Here is a 15858-nt window from a genome sequence, read left to right on the forward strand (position 1 = left end):
GCTCACCCCGGGAATTCGATGGCCGAGTTGACGCCCCACAGCAGAATCGACAGCACCATGTCCAAGGCGACGATGGCGACGAAGCTCGCCCGCACCGCCCGCCCCGACGCGATGCCGACGCCCTCGGGTCCGCCGGAGGCGAAAAAGCCGTAGTAGCAATGGATCAGGATCACCGCGACACCGAAGACCAGAATCTTGATCACCGCGGCCAGCACGTCGTAGCCGCTGGTGAACTGGAAGAAGTAGTGGTCGTACACGCCGCCCGCCTGGCCGTGCAGCAGCACCACCACGGTCGAACAGGCGACATAGCTGAGCACCAGGGCGATCAGGAATGTCGGCACGATCGCCACCGCACCCGCGATCACCCGGGTGGTGACCACGAACGGAATCGACCGCAGCCCCAGCGATTCCAGCGCGTCGATCTCCTCGGAGATCCGCATCGAGCCGATCTCCGCGGTCATCCGGCAGCCCGCCTGCGCGGCGAACCCGACCGCGGCCGCGATCGGCGCCAGTTCACGGGTGTTCGCGAACGCGGACACCACACCGGTCACCGGACCGAGGCCGAGCAGGTCGAGGGCCGCGAAGGATTGGATGCCGACGCCCGCGCCCATCGCGATGCCGAGCACCACCAGCATCGGCACCGTGCCGCCGCCGACCAGGACCGACCCACGGCCCCAGGTCATATCGGTGATGGTGCGCATGGTTTGCGCCCGATAGCGGCGCAGGGTGAGCGGGATCGCCCACAGCGCCTGGAAGACGAAGCCGAGCATGAACCCGACGGTCTCGATCGGCGCGAACACCCGACCGCGTTGCCGGACAACGCGATAGGCCCAGCCGAGGCCCTTCGGCGCATACGGTGTCGCGGTCATCAGGCCACCCGCAGCGGTAAGAACATCGCCACCACCTGGGTGATCACCAGGTTCACCACGATGATCCCGGCCACCGAGACCACCACGGCCGCATTGACTCCGTCGGCCACCCCGCGCGGCCCACCTTTGGCCTCCAGCCCGCGCTGACAGGCGACGATCACCACGATGAAGCCGAACAGCGTCGCCTTGGCCAGCGAGATCCACACGTCGGTCAGCACGGCGAACGAACCGAAGGTGGCCCAGTAGCTGCCCGGTGTCACGTTCTGCGCGCCGATCGCGACCGCGTAACCGGCGACGATGCCGACGAAGATGATCAGAATGTTCAGCAGCGGCGCGACCAGCAGCATGGCCGTCACCCGCGGAATGACCAGCCGATGCACCGGGCTGATTCCCATCGTGCGCAACGCGTCGATCTCCTCGCGCACGGTACGCGCGCCGAGATCGGCGGCGATCGCGGACGCGCCCGCGCCGCCGAGCAGCAGCCCGGTGGCGATCGGCGCGCCCTGCTGGATCACCCCGAGCCCGCCCGCGGCGCCGATCATCGAGTCGGCACCGAGCTGGTGAATCAGATTGCCCACCTGCAGCGAGACGACCACCCCGAACGGAATGGCCATGAGCACCGCGGGTATCGCCGTCACGGTGATCAGATACCAAGCCTGGCGCAGCATTTCCGACCATTGGAAGCGCAGGCCGAGCACGTCGGTCACCGTGCCGCGCACCGACTCGAGGCCGAGGTCCACCGCGCGCCCGAAGGTGCGCAGGCTGGAAAGCGCGGTGCCGGTGAGGTTCTCGCGGACGATCTGCCCGGCCGAGGTGGAGCCTGCCTGCTCCGTGAGCGGGGGAGCGCCCTTCATTGATCCTCCTACTGCCTCGTCCGCGGATCGATCGGTGATCCGTGCAGAGGCTCTCCGCACGGTAGGTCACACCGGGGGAGTTACTCGTGGCTCGGCTGGCCAGGATGTTGACAGTTCTCGACAACCGCGTCGGTGAGGTCGTGTGCTCGCGCGTCGTTGGTGTGGTTGATTGCCCAACTGTGATCCGCCCCACCAACGCTCGGCACACGGTAACACCGGTTCGGCTCGAGAACAACGGTGTCAATTTCGCTACCGAGGCCGAGCTGAGCACGTACTATCCGATCGTTCATCAGCAGTACTCGACTCCCGATGCCGCCACGGCAGTTATAGCCGATGCGTACACTGACGCCACCGGATCACCGGTCGACCGACCTGATGATCACCGCTCGAGCACCACTGGAGGAGATCGTGTCGGCGCGACGCGAGCGCATCTTGGATGCGGCGCGGGGGGTCATCGTCCGGGAGGGATACGTCGGGGTCAGCATGCATGCCATCGCGCGCGCGGCCGGGGTCACCCGCCCCGCGCTCTACGCCGAATTCGGGGACCGCGACGAGGTTTTCGCGGCACTGCTGGACCGGGAGAAGGCGCGGGTGGTGGCGATGGCCGCCGCCGCGCAGCCGGCCATTCCGCCGGACGCCGACCCGGCGGATATCATCGTCGGCCTCGCGGTGGACGCGGTCGACGTCTTCCTGGACATGGTGCAGTCCGCACCCGAGACCTGGCAGCTGGTCGTGATGTCCGGCGACGGCCTGCCCGCCGCCGCGCACGACCGAATCGAACACGGCAGGAACGAGATTCGGCAGCAGACCGAAGCGGCGATCGCGGCGGTGGCCGCGCTGCACGACCGGGTGATCGACGCGGAGCTGCTGAGCCACGCGATAACAAGTGTCGGCGAGACCGGCGTTCGATTGGCCCTGGCCGACGGCGGCGCACAGCGAGACGCGGTGTCGCGTACCCTGCGCTGGATGCTGCGCAGGATGACCGAGGCGACGCTCGCCGCAGAGGCGGGATAGCCGGTGCCGAAGCCGGAGCCGGAAGCCAAGCCGCAGCGACGCCGCTACGCCAAGCGGCTCGCGCCTGCCGACCGCCGGGCCCAATTGCTCGACGCCGCACTGGAAATCATCATCGAGAGCGGATTCGGCGACGTCAGCATCGCCGCGGTCGCCGAGCGCGGCGGCGTCACCCGGCCGGTGGTCTACGACTCGTTCGCCGGCCGCGACGACCTGCTGCACGAGCTCATCGAACGCGAGAGCGCGCGCCTGCGCGCAGCGGTGGACCGATCGATGTTCGGCAGCGAATCCGCAGCGCCACAAGGGGATCCCGCCGACGCATTGTCGGCGGCACTGGCCAGGCTGCTCGCCGAGGTGCGCGCCGTGCCCGACAGCTGGCGGCTGATCTACTTCCCGATCGACGGGGTCCCGCCGATCCTGCGCGACCGCATCGAGAAGTCCCGCGACGACCTGAGCGCGCCACTGAATCACGCCCTCGGCGAGTGGCTTTCCGGCAAACACGGCGCCGAGGACGTCGATATCGATGTCCTGGTCCGCGTCTTCGAGACCATCATCCACACCGCGACCCAACTGGTCCTCGACGACCCCGTCCGATTCGACAGCGACCGAATCATCGCCATGCTGAACGAAATGTTTCTGCGCGTGCCCTGACCAGTTCGTCGTTTTGCCCCACCGAACGGCCGCGCATTGATAGATTTCGCCAAGCCGTCCGGGGCGGCGAATTCGATGAGGAATGCGAGTACATGTTCGACCGGGATTTTCGCCGCAGCACTTCCAGCGTTCGCGTGCTGATCGAGCTCGCCGCAGAGCGCGGAATGTCCGATGTGGAATGCCTATCCGGCACCATGCTGTCGCCGGCCGATATCGAGTGCACGGCCACTCAGGAATTACGGGTCGTGCGTAATGTGCTCGAACGCGTCGGTGCCGCGCCCGGCCTCGGTGCGGAAGCGGGCAGCCGGGCCGATATCCCCGTGTCCGGACCCTGGGGTCTCGCACTGCTCAGCAGCCGCACAATGCGCGACGCGGTCGATGTGCTGGTGCGCTACCTCGACCGCGCCTCCGTTTCCGGGCGGCTCCTGGTCGAGGAAACCGCGGGGGTCACCAGCGTGCGATTCGACGATGCGGAATGCCCGCCGGACCTGCGCGTCTTTCTCGCCGAGCGAATCCTGGCCGGTATCAAGACAATCGGTAGCGAGCTGTTCGATACCGGAATTCCGTCCAGTCGAGTCGAATTCCGGCACCCGGCGCCTGCGGACACCAGCCGGTATCACGAGATATACGGCGTGCTGCCCATTTTCGGCGCGGACGCCGACGCGGTCTCGTTCGACGGCCGCTCGCTCGACGTTCCGGTGCCGCAAACAAACGAACAGGCGCGCAGTGCCTGTGCGCAGCTCTGCCGCGAGCTGCTCGACCGGCATCGCAGCCGCTCCGGTGTCGCGGGCGCGGTCCGCGATCTACTCGTCCGCACCCCCGGCGATATCCCCGATCAGATCGCGGTCGCCAACGAGTTGTTCATGAGCCCGCGCACCCTGTCGCGGCGACTCAACGACGAGGACGCCTCCTTCCGCGGCCTGCTCGACGAGGTCAGGCAGCTGATGTCGGAGCAGCTGCTCGCCTATACCGATCTGACCACCGAGCAGGTCGCCGCCCGCCTCGGTTACGCCGAGGCCGCCTCCTTCATCCGCGCCTTTCGCCGATGGAAAGGCTGCCCGCCGCAGGAGTTCCGGCTGCACGGCGGCCGGTCGGCCATACCGACCAGGGCTCCGGTCCCCGCAGGCACCCACTAGGGAGTTCATCAGGAGCTCCCAACTGGAACGAGTCGAACCGCACGGTGTGTTGGGAGCGGCAGACCGGCGGGATGCTGCAAGTATGCTGGCATGTCGATCAGCGCCCCTGTCGCGCCGAGTGTCCCGAAGACGATCCGGCAGGCCACGGTGCTGGCGGTCTGCTGCACCGCGGTGGTGATGGCGAATGTGGACACCACCGCGGTCAACGTCGCGCTACCGGCCATCGGGCACGGGCTGGGCGGTTCGCTGGCCGGGGCGCAGTGGGTGGTCGCCGCCTACACGTTGACCTTGGCCTGCCTGCTGACGCTGTCCGGCTCGCTGGCCGACCGGATCGGTCGCCGGACCATCTTCCAGCTCGGCCTCGCCATATTCGCCGTGAGTTCGCTGGCCTGTAGTCTCGCGCCCTCGATTGGCTGGCTCATCGCGTTCCGGGTGCTGCAGGCGGTCGGCGGATCGATGCTCACTCCCGTTGCGATGGCGATCATTTCGGCGGTGTTCACCGAACCCGGCCAGCGGGTCAGGGCGATCGGGATCTGGAGCGGATCGGTCGGGATCGGCATGGCGGCCGGTCCGGTGGTCGGCGGCTTCCTGGTCGACGCGATCGGGTGGGAGGCGGTGTTCTGGATCAACGTGCCGATCGCGGTTGTCGCGCTGGCATTCACCTTCCTGGTCGTTCCGCAGTCGAAGTCCGACAGTCCGCACGCGCTCGACCCGCTGGGGCAGCTGCTGGTGATCGGTCTGCTCGGGCTGCTGGTGTTCGCGATTATCGAAGGGCCGCACCGGGGTTGGCTCGCGCCGCTGACGATCGGCTGCTTCGCCGGGTCGGTGGCCTGCCTCGCCGCGCTGCTGCGGTACGCGCCGCGGCACCCGCACCCGCTGATCGACCTGCGGGTGTTCCGGTCGGCCCCGTTCACCGGCGCGTTCGTGATCGCGATCCTCGCCTTCGCCGCGCTGGGCGGGTTCCTGTTCCTGAATACCTTCTACCTCCAGGAGATTCGGCACGACTCGCCGCTGACCGCCGGGCTCGCGCTGGTGCCGATGGCCGTCGCCATGTTCGTGTTCGGGCCGATGTCGGGCCGGATCGTCGCGCGCCGCGGCGCCCGCAGCGCGCTGAGCGCGGGCGCGGTGCTGGCGACCGCCGCGGCGGCGGTGCTGACGGCGACCTTCGACGGCGGCGGAAACCTGTTGCTGCTCATCGGTTACGCGATGTTCGGCGCGGGCATCGGCCTGATCTACACGCCGATCACGGCCACGGCGGTGGCGGGTCTGCCGCCCGCGCAGTCCGGGGTCGCGGCGAGCCTGGCGACCACGTCACGCCAGATCGGCCAGTCGCTCGGCGTCGCGGTCATCGGATCGCTGATCGCCAGCCATCCCGACGCGCTGACCTCGGCCGAGGCCTTCCGGCCGCCGGCCAATCTCGGCTGGCTCACCATCACCGGCCTGTGCGCCGCCGCTCTGGTCGTGGCTCGAATCAGCACCGCGCCCAAGCTGGTTCGCACCGGCGTCTGAAACCCCGATTGTCCACTACCTCGGCAATCGGTCGGCAGCCGTAATCCTCCTCCCGTACTATCGCGATCGAATGCACCGGCCGGGGAGATGTTAGGAGGACGGTGTGGGACCTCGCATCCGCAACGGGACCCTGTGGTTGCGACGCTTCGCCGGAACGACGCCGGGGGTGATCGCCGTTGTCGTCGTCGTTTCCGTCGTGCTGTGCCTGCTCGCCGGTTTCGCCTGCGCGAACCAGATGAGCGACAAGAGCGCGCGCCGCGACGTCGCGCTCGACCGCACCGAACCGCTGGCGTTCGCCGCGCAGCGGTTGTACGTGGCGCTCTCGGCCGCCGACGCCTCGGCGGCTACCGCGTTCCTGTCCACCGGCATCGAGGCGCCCGCGCTGCGCCAGCAGTATCAGCAGTCGCTGGCCGACGCCGCCGCCGCGCTGTCGGAGGCCACCGCGGGCGTTTCCGACGAGCAGACCAGGCAGATCGTGGCTCGAATCGCCGCCGACCTGCCCGCCTACACCGGCCTCATCGAGACGGCGCGGGCGAACAACCGGCAGGGCTTCCCGGTGGGGTCGTCCTACTTGAGCGCGGCCTCGGCGGTGATGCAGAAGTCCTTGCTGCCCAACGCCGAGCGGCTCACCACCGACCGGTTCGCCGCGGTGCGCGCGGACCAGCGGGCCATCGGCGCGCCGCCGGTGCTGAGCATCGTGCTGATCCTGCTGGTGCTGTTCACCTGCGCGGTGGGGTCGTGGATCCTGTTGCGGCGCACCAACCGACTGGCCAACGTCGGCATCATGGCGGCGGCGGGCGCGGCGATCCTGGCGCTGCTGTGGGTGGTCGTCGCGACCGGCGTGGCCGCGAGCGTGCTGGACACCGGCGCGTCCGGCGCGCGCGATCGCTTCGAAACCCTGGCGAAGGCGCGCATCGCGGCGCAGCAGGCCCGCACCGACGAGACGCTGCAACTGATCACCCGCGGCGATATCGCGGCGGGTGAGGAGTCGTACAACAGGCACGCCACCGATGTGCGGGACCGACTTAGCACCGTCGTCAGCCCGGACTCCGCTGCCGCACAACAGCTCACCAAGTGGACGGCCGGTCACCGCGCGCAGGTCGCGGCCTATCAGGCGGCGAACTATCCGGCCGCCCTCGCGCAGGCGATCGGCACCGAGCCCACCTCGTCGGCCACCCAATTCGCCGCGCTGGACCGCTCGCTGAACGACAACCTCACCCAGGCCCGCCGCGACCTGCGCGGTGGGCTGCAGAATGCGGGCACGGTGCTGATCCTCAGCCCGTTCGGCACGCTCGTGCTGCTGGTGCTCGCCGCGGCCGCCGTGGTGACCGGACTGTGGCCGCGGCTGAAGGAGTTCCTGTGAATACCCGCCTGCTGCTCGCCGCGCTACTGGTCGGCGCGAGCGTTCTGATGACGGCTTGCGGGTCGGGCGATCTGCCGACACCGAGCACGCTCGCCGCGGTGGACCCGCAACCCGCGGGCGCGACGGAGATCACCACCCCGCCGCAGGCCGAGGGCGAGGGCGACTGTGACACGGAAGGGTCGCTGCGGCCCGGCCCGCTGCCGAGAGCCGGTGCGATGCCCGCCGGTTCGCCGATGGCGGCGATCGTGGCGAACGGGCGACTGCGCGTCGGCGTCGACCAGAACACCTACCTGTTCGGCTTCCGCGATCCGGCTACCGGCCGGCTGGAGGGCTTCGATATCGACATCGCGCGCGAGATCGCCAGGGCGCTGTTCGGGGATCCGGACAAGATCGAACTGCGCTCGGTGACCGCCGCCGAGCGCATCTCCGCGCTGCGCGACAAACAGGTCGACATGGTCGTGCGGACCTTCTCGGCGACCTGTGAGCGGCGCAAGGATGTCGACTTCTCGGCCGTCTATTACCGTGCGGCGCAACGGATTCTGGCGACGCGCGGGTCGGGTGTCAACTCCGCCAACGACCTCGCGGGCAAGCGGGTGTGCGTGGCGCGCGGCACCACTGCCCCCGCGCCGCTGTTCACGCTGCCCAAGCGGCCCACCGTCATCGGCGTGACCAACTGGACCGACTGCCTCGTCGCGCTGCAACTGGGGCAGGTGGACGCGATCAGCGGCGACGACCCGATCCTGTTCGGCCTGGTCGCCCAGGACCACAACCTCGAGGTGGTCGGCCAGCCCGTCGGCACCGGGGCCTATGCGGTCGGCCTGCCCAAGGGCGGCGACGACATGATCCGCTTCGTCAACGGCGTGCTCGAGCGGATGCGCGCCGACGGCACCTGGCGGCGGATCTCCGAGGCCCGGCTCGGCGCGCTCGGCCCGGCCCAGGAGCCGCCCGAGCCACGGTATGTGGGATGAGCCCGGCCATCATGCAACCGCTCACCCTGATCGAGATCGACCGCGAATTGGCCAGGCGCGCAAGCGAAGCCGATTCGATCGTGGCCACCCTGCTGGAGCTCGACAAGCATCCTGGACTGAACCTGGTGCGCAGCTACCCGCCGTCCGGGGTCACCGAGGCGCGCTGGCTGCCGGTCCGCGACGCGCTCGCGCTGATGTGGGAGGACTTCGGCCGGATGCGCGCGATCCTGGATTCCGCGCAGGCGGTGCGCGGCAACCGCACCAGGCTCGACGACGGGCAACGCGCGCAGCTGACCGAGCTGCTGCGCGGCCGGCCGCACGAGGTGTCGCGCACGCCGATCCCGCTTGCCGAACGTTCGCTGACCGGTCCGAGCGAATTCGTGCTGTTCGTCGGGCTCGCCGATACGCTGGATCGCATGCGGGCGACCTTCCCGATGATCGCCGAATTCCTCGACGCGGTGGACAAGGTGAACACCCGCGTGATGTCCGGGCTTGCGCCGCTGCAGGACACCCTGGACAAAGCCGGTGGCGTGACCCCGCAGCTGCGTGCGATCGGCGACGGCATCGCCGATCTGCTGAGCCGCTCGGCCACCGACCCGCTCGCGCTGACCAATGCCGAGATCGATGCCCGCCTCGCCGAACTCACCGCTGCCATGCGGCGGGAGGCGGCTGTGCTCGCCGAACTCGCCGCGGTGGTGGCCAATTGGCCCGGCGCGATCACGGGCGCGCGCCAGAAGCTGGACGCACTGCAGGAAACCCGGGAGCGGGCCGCGCAGGCCAGGGCGAAGGTCGAGCGCGCCATCGTGTCGGGTCCGCTGCCGGTGCTCGCAGACGATGTCGGCCAACTGCGCGCCCAGCTCGACGCCGTCGCGGCCAATCCCGGTGCGGCGGCGGCACTGCTGGAACTCGGCGGCCGCATCGATATCGCGAGCTCGGCGGCCGCCGCCGCCGAGAATCTGGCCCAGGGCCTGCTCGACCGGCGCGGTGAACTGCGCGGCAGGCTGGCCGCCTATCAGGCCAAGGCGGCGCGGCTCGGCGTCGGCGAAGACCGTGACCTGCTCGCCTCCCATCAGATCGCCGCCGGGCTGCTCTCGCGCACGCCGTGTGATCTGGCGGCGGTCACCCGCGCGGTCGCCGACTATCAGCAACTCATCGCGGAGAAATCGGGGAGGCGACCGTGAGGGCATGTACCGAACCCGGCTGCACGGGCACCATCGAAGACGGTTACTGCGCGGTGTGCGGGACCGCCCCGGCCGAGGCGACGACCGTGCATTCGACGGCGGCGCAGGCGAAGCCGGCTCAGGCGCAGGCGGCCAACGCGACGACCGAGTCGACGACGGTCGAGTCCGCGCATCGGCACTGCACCGAACCCGGTTGCGGCGGAACGATTATCGACGGCTATTGCGAGGTATGCGGCACCGCGCCCGCCCCGGAGACGGTCGCGACGATGTCCGGCAGCACCCGCAGTGCTCGGGCGAGCTCGCGCTCGGTGCGCACCGGTCGATCCTCGTCCAGGTCGAGCAGGCGCGGGCGGCTCGGGGCGGGCATGGTCGAGGTGCCGCGAGTACCGCGGATCGATCCGAGCACCGCGATCATGACCGACCCGCAGGTGCCGGAGAACAAGCGGTTCTGCGGCAAATGCGAGAAGCCGGTGGGCCGGGGCCGGGACGGAAAGCCCGGCCGCAGCGAGGGCTTCTGTGCCAACTGCGGCACCCGATTCTCTTTCGCGCCCAAGCTGATCAAGGGCGATCTGGTCGCCGGACAGTACGAGGTCGCGGGATGCCTCGCCCACGGTGGGCTCGGCTGGATCTACCTGGCGATCGACCGCAATGTCAGCGACCGCTGGGTGGTGTTGAAGGGCCTGCTCAACGCCGGTGATGCGGACGCGATGCTGGCCGCGGTGGCGGAGAAGCGCTTCCTCGCCGAGGTGGAGCACCCGAGCATCGTCAAGATCCACAACTTCGTCGAGCACGCCGGGGCGGACGGGGTCGCGGTCGGCTACATCGTGATGGAGTACGTCGGCGGCACCTCGCTCAAGCAGATCCTGCGCGCGCACCGCGACGCGGGCGGCGGATTCCTGCCACCGGCCCAGGCGATCGCCTACGTGCTGGAGATGCTGCCCGCGCTCGGCTATCTGCATTCCCTCGGCCTCGCCTACTGTGATTTCAAGCCGGACAACGTGATGCAGACCGACGAGCAGCTCAAGCTCATCGACCTGGGCGCGGTGATCGCCATGGACGATCAGGACAGCCCCATCTACGGCACCATCGGCTATCAGGCGCCGGAGATCGCCGAGACCGGGCCGACCATCGCCACCGAGGTCTACACGGTCGGGCGCACGCTGGCCGTGCTGCTGATGGATGTGCCGCAGCGGGGCGGGCATTTCGCCGAGTTGCCGGGTCCGGAGACCGAACCGCTGCTGGTTACTTACGATTCGCTCTACCGGTTCCTGTCGCGCGCCACCGACGACGATCCGGACGTGCGGTTCGCCTCGATGGAGGAGATGGCCGATCAGCTGACCGGGGTGCTGCGCGAGGTCCTGTCCACCGACGACGGGGTGCCGCGGCCCGGCATGTCGACCTACTTCGGGCCGCCGCGCGGTGTCTTCGGCGTCGATGCGGCGGTGGATGCGGCGAATATCATTGCCGCCCTGCCGGTTCCGCTGGTCGATCCGACCGACAGCGCGGCCGCGTTGCTCGCCACCACGAGCGGGACCACTCCGGCGGAACTGGAGCAGGCGTTCGAGGCCGGCCTGCGCTCGGTCGTCACCGGGCGCGCGGCGTCGACCGAGATCCCGTTGCGGCTCATTCGGGCCGCGCTGGAGGTGGGCGACACCGCTGAGGCGGACCGGCGGCTGACGGAGGTCGCCGAGACGTTGCCCGGCGATTGGCGGCTCGCCTGGTATCGCGGGGAAAGTCGTTTGCTTGCCGGTGATTTCGCGGCGGCGACGAGCGAGTTCGACGCGGTGTACGCGGCGTTGCCCGGCGAGGGGGCGCCAAAACTCGCGCTGGCGGCCGTCGCCGAGCTTTCCGGTGCCGCGACCACCGATTCCGTTGGATTCCATGCCGCGCAGGAAAGGCGCAGTGCGGCAAACTATTACGAGACGGTGTGGCGGACCGATCGGACGTATCTCAGTGCGGTGTTCGGGTTGGCCAGGCTGCGGGCGTCGGCCGGCGATCGCGATGGCGCGGTAGCGGTACTCGATCAGGTCGATGCCGGTTCTTCGCTGTTCACCGACGCGAGAATCGCGGCGGTAGAGACGACGTTGAACGGGCGGTCACCGGCAGAGCTCACCGAGTTGATCGTGCGCGACGCGGGCGAGCGGGTGGCCCGGTTGCGGCTGGATTCCAAACGCCGTGGCGCACAGGTGCGTTTGCGCGTACTGACCGCCGCCTTGGCTTGGCTACGGGCGGGCGGCGTCTCGAACGCCCTCGATCCGCTGCTCGGCGCGAAGCTGGATCACGACGGTGTCCGTACCGGATTGGAGCGTTGCTATCGGGACCTGGCCCGGGAAACCGACGACATGTGGGAGCGATTCGCATTGGTAGAACAGGCGAACACGGTCCGGCCGAGGACCAGGTTATGAGCGAGGGGGTTGGTTTGCATTGTCCGGGTTGCGCGGCCGAGGTGCGTCAGCAGGATCGTTTCTGCGAGAACTGCGGGCAGGAGCTGGGCGGCAAGCGAATCGCGTTGCCGAACAACGAACCCGGGCCGCCCAGCGCCTGTGACGGGTGCGGTGGGCTGCAGTACGACGGCGACGGTTACTGCGTCGACTGTGGGCAGTTGCGTGGGGCACCGGACCGATTCGACGCGGACCTCGGCGCTGTCGCGGTGGTGACCGATCGCGGAATCTCGCACGCGCGCAACGAGGATGCGGTCGCCGCGGCCGTGCTGGACGGCACCGGCGCGGCGCCGGGGACGGTCGTGCTCGTGGTCGCCGACGGGGTGTCCTCCTCGGAAGATCCGCAGGTGGCCTCGGGTACCGCGGCCAGGACAGGTGTCGATGCCTGCCGCACCGCGCTGCTCGACGGACTGCCCGCGGCCGAGGCGGCGATGGCCGGCCTCGCCGCGGCGGCGCAGGCGGTCCGCGATATCGCGGTGGCCGACGGCCACGCGCCGTCGTGCACCTACGTGTCGGCCGTGGTGCGCGCCGACGCGGACGGCACCGAGATCACCGTCGCGAATGTCGGTGACAGCAGGGCGTATTGGTTGCACGCCGACGCGCCCGACGAGCCGGGCAACCCGCCGTCGCAACGGCTGACCTCCGACGACTCCTGGGCGCAGGCCCTGGTCGACGCGGGCGCGATGGACGAGCAGGCCGCGATGAACGACCCGAGGGCGCACACCCTGATCCGCTGGCTCGGCGCGGACGGCCCGGCAAAACCGTGGTCCGACAGCTGCATTCGGACGCTGCGCACCACGGGCCCCGGCGTGCTGCTGCTGTGCAGCGATGGCCTCTGGAACTACCTGTCCGACGCGACCGCGCTCGCCGAGGTGGCCACCGCGACCGCCCCCGCCGTCGCCGCGCGCGAGCTCGTCGAGTTCGCGCTGCGCTGCGGCGGCAGCGACAACATCACCGTCGCGCTCGTCCCCGTTCCACAGCCAGGAGAAGTCAAGTGAGTTCCGTTGCAGGCAATGGCATTTCGGTAGCCATCGATCAGAACGAGTATCTGGCCGACGGCGTCGGCACGGTCGACGCCGTGGTGACCGTCGAGACCGCGGCCGATCTGGTGGTGGCGGCCGCGCCGCAGGAACGGCTGGAGATCCTCATCCTGGACTGCTCCGGCTCGATGGCCACCGGTCGCAAGTTCCCAGGTGCGCGCCAGGCCGCGCTGGCCGCGCTCGACGTGATGGCCGACGGCACCAAGTTCGCGATCATCGAGGGCACGGCGATGGCGCGGTTGGCCTTTCCGTCGAATGTGCCGTCCCTGGCGGCGAATCGGGACTCCCGCGCGGCCGCGCGGCGCGCACTCGACAAGCTCACCCCCGGCGGCGGCACGGCGATGGGCACCTGGCTCGGCCTGACCAGGCAGCTGGCCAAGAAGCATCCCGGCGCGATGGTGCACGCCATCCTGCTCACCGACGGCAAGAACGAGCACGAGGAGCCCGCGGCGCTCGCCGCGGAGATCAAGCAGTCCGAGGGCGTGTTCACCTGTGACTGCCGCGGCGTCGGAACCGATTGGCGGGTCGACGAATTGCGCACCATCGCCTCGGCGCTGCACGGGACCGTCGACATCGTCGCGGACCCGGCCAAGCTGGCCGCCGACTTCGCCGCGATGATGCAGGGCTCGATGGCGAAGGCGATTCCGGAACTGACGCTGCGGGTGTGGACGCCGGCCGGCGCGAAGGTGCGGTTCGTCAAGCAGGTCGCCCCGGCCATCGAGGACCTCACCGCGCGGCGGGTCGAGACCGCGGCACAGGTGGGGGAGTACCCGCTCGGTGCGTGGGGTGCCGAGGACCGCGACTATCACGTGCAGGTCGAGGTGGAACCCGCCGCGCCCGGCCGGGAGAAGCTCGCCGCGCGGGTGAGCGTGGTGAGTGGCGACGAGGTGCTCGGGCAGGGGCTGGTGAAGGCGGTGTGGACCACCGACAGCGAGCTGTCGGCCCGAATCAGCAGGCGGGTGGCGCATTACACCGGTCAGGCGGAGTTGGCGCAGGTGGTGCAGGAAGGGTTGGCGGCGCGCAAGAGTGGCGATACCGATACCGCGACGGCCAAGCTGCGGCGGGCGGTGGAGCTCGCGGCGGAGTCGGGCAACGAGAGCACGGCGAAGCTGTTGCGCGGGGTGGTCGAGGTCGATGAGCGCAGCGGGACGGTGCGGTTGCGGTCCAGCGTCGCGGCCGCGGACGAGATGGCCCTGGACGCTCGCTCGACCAAGACCGCCAGGGTACGGAAGGAGGGGTAGTGGCCGTTACCTGTCCGGAGGGGCATCGGTCGAGTGCGACCGACTATTGCGATGTGTGCGGAGCACCGATCGGGGAGGCGGTCGCGGCGGAACCGGTTGCGCTGTGTCCGTCCTGTGGCGCGCCGAGCAGTGGGCGTTTCTGTGAAGTGTGCGGACATGATTCGGCGTTGCCCACGCCGGCTGTCCGGCCTGATCTGCTGCTCGCGGAGGCCTCGGTGGCGGTGTCCGCCCCCTCGGCTTCCTGGGTGGCCACCATTACCGCGGATCGTGAGTTCTACGATCGGGTGATCGCGCGCAAGGGCCCCGATGCCGATCAGGTCGGCTTTCCCGCCTTCTATCCTGAACGGCGAATCACCCTGCACGGCAACGATATTCTGATCGGCAAGCGCAGTGTCTCGCAGGGGCTGACGCCGGATATCGATCTCGGTATCGCGCCCGCCGACGTGGGGGTGTCCCGGGCGCATGCGATGATTCACCTCGACGGTGCCGAACTCACCGTCACCGATCTCGGGTCGACCAACGGCACCAGCGTCAACGGTAGTGACGAGCTCATTCCCGCGAAGGTGCCGGTCGCGCTGCGCAGCGGTGACCGGATCCATCTCGGCGGCTGGACGACCATCGTGTTCGAGCATGAACCCGCCTGAGCGCCAGCTCTTTTGCGTCTGGGACAGCATCCGGCGTTTCGTGGACAACAGTGTTCATTTCCGCCTATCGTCGTGAGTTATGACCACGTTCGGCGGCAAGAGCTGCTTGATCACCGGGGCGGCCAGCGGTCTCGGCCGCAGTACCGCCCTCGCGGTCGCGGCCAAGGGCGCCTCGCTGATCCTGACCGATATCGATGCGGAGGGTCTGCAGCAGACCGCGACGCTGGCACGGGCGGCGGGGGCGAATGTGCACCTCGCGGCGACCGCGGACGTCAGCGACCACGATCAGGTGGTCGCGTTGGCGACCAGGGCGCACGACGAGGTGGACAGCGTCGACATCGTCATGAACGTGGCCGGGATCGCGACCTGGGGCACCGTCGACCGGCTGAGCCACACGCAATGGCGGCGCACCGTCGATATCGATCTGATGGGTCCGATCCACGTGATCGAGGAGTTCCTGCCGCCGATGATCGCGGCGGGGCGCGGTGGGCATCTGGTGAATGTATCGTCGGCCGCCGGACTGTTCGGGTTGCCGTGGCACGCGCCTTACAGCGCGGCCAAATTCGGGTTGCGCGGAGTGTCGGAGGTGCTGCGGTTCGATCTGCGTCAGCACCGGGTCGGGGTCAGCCTGGTCTGTCCCGGGGCGATGGCGACGCCGATGGCCGACCGGGTGGACATCGCGGGCATCGATCGCGACGCCGAGGTGGTGCAGCGCGCGATGGCGCTGTTCCTGAAGCGGGCGGCGACACCGGAGGCCGCGGCGCGCTCGATCGTGCGCGGGGTCGAGCGCAATCGCTATCTCGTCTACACCTCGAACGACATCCGCATCGGGCACTTGGCGCAACGGTATTTTCCACCGTCGTACAACCTCGCCATGCGCGGGCTGAACTGGGCGATGAGTCGCTATATCGATCAACCGGCCACGACGAACACCGTGCGCTGACGCCGAG

The 15858-nt window shown here is 69.3% G+C and carries 14 protein-coding genes; 12 read left to right on the forward strand and 2 right to left on the reverse strand.

The genetic code is table 11. The features are described 5' to 3' along the window. Window positions 1–2: 2 nt before the first annotated feature. Complete coding sequence (locus tag ACFWF1_RS31600; protein WP_379283461.1) at window positions 3–869, reverse strand: ABC transporter permease; 867 nt, start codon at window positions 867–869, stop codon at window positions 3–5. Then, window positions 869–1723, reverse strand: coding sequence for an MlaE family ABC transporter permease (locus ACFWF1_RS31605; protein ID WP_379283462.1), 855 nt, complete (start codon window positions 1721–1723; stop codon window positions 869–871). Before ACFWF1_RS31605 ends, ACFWF1_RS31600 begins: the two co-directional genes overlap by 1 nt. 333 nt (window positions 1724–2056) lie before the next feature. Between ACFWF1_RS31605 and ACFWF1_RS31610 the strand changes: the two genes are divergently transcribed. From ACFWF1_RS31610 to ACFWF1_RS31665, 12 genes are all read left to right on the forward strand, one after another. Continuing rightward, complete coding sequence (locus tag ACFWF1_RS31610) at window positions 2057–2737, forward strand: TetR/AcrR family transcriptional regulator (RefSeq protein ID WP_379283463.1); 681 nt, start codon at window positions 2057–2059, stop codon at window positions 2735–2737. Between the two features lie 3 nt (window positions 2738–2740). Then, window positions 2741–3385: a TetR/AcrR family transcriptional regulator gene (locus tag ACFWF1_RS31615; RefSeq protein ID WP_379283464.1), complete on the forward strand. Its 645-nt coding sequence runs from the start codon at window positions 2741–2743 to the stop codon at window positions 3383–3385. Window positions 3386–3477: 92 nt separating this feature from the next. Further along, window positions 3478–4521 carry an AraC family transcriptional regulator gene (locus ACFWF1_RS31620; protein WP_379283465.1) on the forward strand — a complete coding sequence of 348 codons (1044 nt, stop codon included), beginning with the start codon at window positions 3478–3480 and terminating at the stop codon, window positions 4519–4521. Between the two features lie 90 nt (window positions 4522–4611). Further along, window positions 4612–6030: an MFS transporter gene (locus ACFWF1_RS31625; RefSeq protein ID WP_379283467.1), complete on the forward strand. Its 1419-nt coding sequence runs from the start codon at window positions 4612–4614 to the stop codon at window positions 6028–6030. A 103-nt stretch (window positions 6031–6133) separates the two neighbouring features. Beyond that, complete coding sequence (locus tag ACFWF1_RS31630; protein ID WP_379283469.1) at window positions 6134–7393, forward strand: hypothetical protein; 1260 nt, start codon at window positions 6134–6136, stop codon at window positions 7391–7393. After that, a complete protein-coding gene (locus ACFWF1_RS31635; RefSeq protein ID WP_379283470.1) occupies window positions 7390–8361 on the forward strand; it encodes a glutamate ABC transporter substrate-binding protein in 972 nt (323 codons plus the stop codon). Before ACFWF1_RS31630 ends, ACFWF1_RS31635 begins: the two co-directional genes overlap by 4 nt. After that, on the forward strand, window positions 8358–9542 hold the full coding sequence (locus ACFWF1_RS31640) for a hypothetical protein (RefSeq protein ID WP_379283471.1): 1185 nt from the start codon (window positions 8358–8360) through the stop codon (window positions 9540–9542). The genes ACFWF1_RS31635 and ACFWF1_RS31640 overlap by 4 nt, the downstream gene beginning before the upstream one ends. Further along, window positions 9539–11947 carry a tetratricopeptide repeat protein gene (locus tag ACFWF1_RS31645; RefSeq protein WP_379283472.1) on the forward strand — a complete coding sequence of 803 codons (2409 nt, stop codon included), beginning with the start codon at window positions 9539–9541 and terminating at the stop codon, window positions 11945–11947. Before ACFWF1_RS31640 ends, ACFWF1_RS31645 begins: the two co-directional genes overlap by 4 nt. Next, complete coding sequence (locus tag ACFWF1_RS31650) at window positions 11944–12981, forward strand: protein phosphatase 2C domain-containing protein (RefSeq protein WP_379283474.1); 1038 nt, start codon at window positions 11944–11946, stop codon at window positions 12979–12981. The genes ACFWF1_RS31645 and ACFWF1_RS31650 overlap by 4 nt, the downstream gene beginning before the upstream one ends. Then, on the forward strand, window positions 12978–14264 hold the full coding sequence (locus ACFWF1_RS31655; protein ID WP_379283475.1) for a VWA domain-containing protein: 1287 nt from the start codon (window positions 12978–12980) through the stop codon (window positions 14262–14264). Before ACFWF1_RS31650 ends, ACFWF1_RS31655 begins: the two co-directional genes overlap by 4 nt. Before the next feature lie 167 nt (window positions 14265–14431). Further along, window positions 14432–14908: an FHA domain-containing protein gene (locus tag ACFWF1_RS31660; protein ID WP_379283476.1), complete on the forward strand. Its 477-nt coding sequence runs from the start codon at window positions 14432–14434 to the stop codon at window positions 14906–14908. Between the two features lie 79 nt (window positions 14909–14987). After that, window positions 14988–15851: an SDR family oxidoreductase gene (locus ACFWF1_RS31665; RefSeq protein WP_379283477.1), complete on the forward strand. Its 864-nt coding sequence runs from the start codon at window positions 14988–14990 to the stop codon at window positions 15849–15851. Window positions 15852–15858: the final 7 nt, after the last annotated feature.

Origin of the sequence: Nocardia sp. NPDC060255, assembly GCF_042727395.1 — a bacterium.
In the GTDB taxonomy this organism is placed as follows: Bacteria; Actinomycetota; Actinomycetes; order Mycobacteriales; family Mycobacteriaceae; genus Nocardia.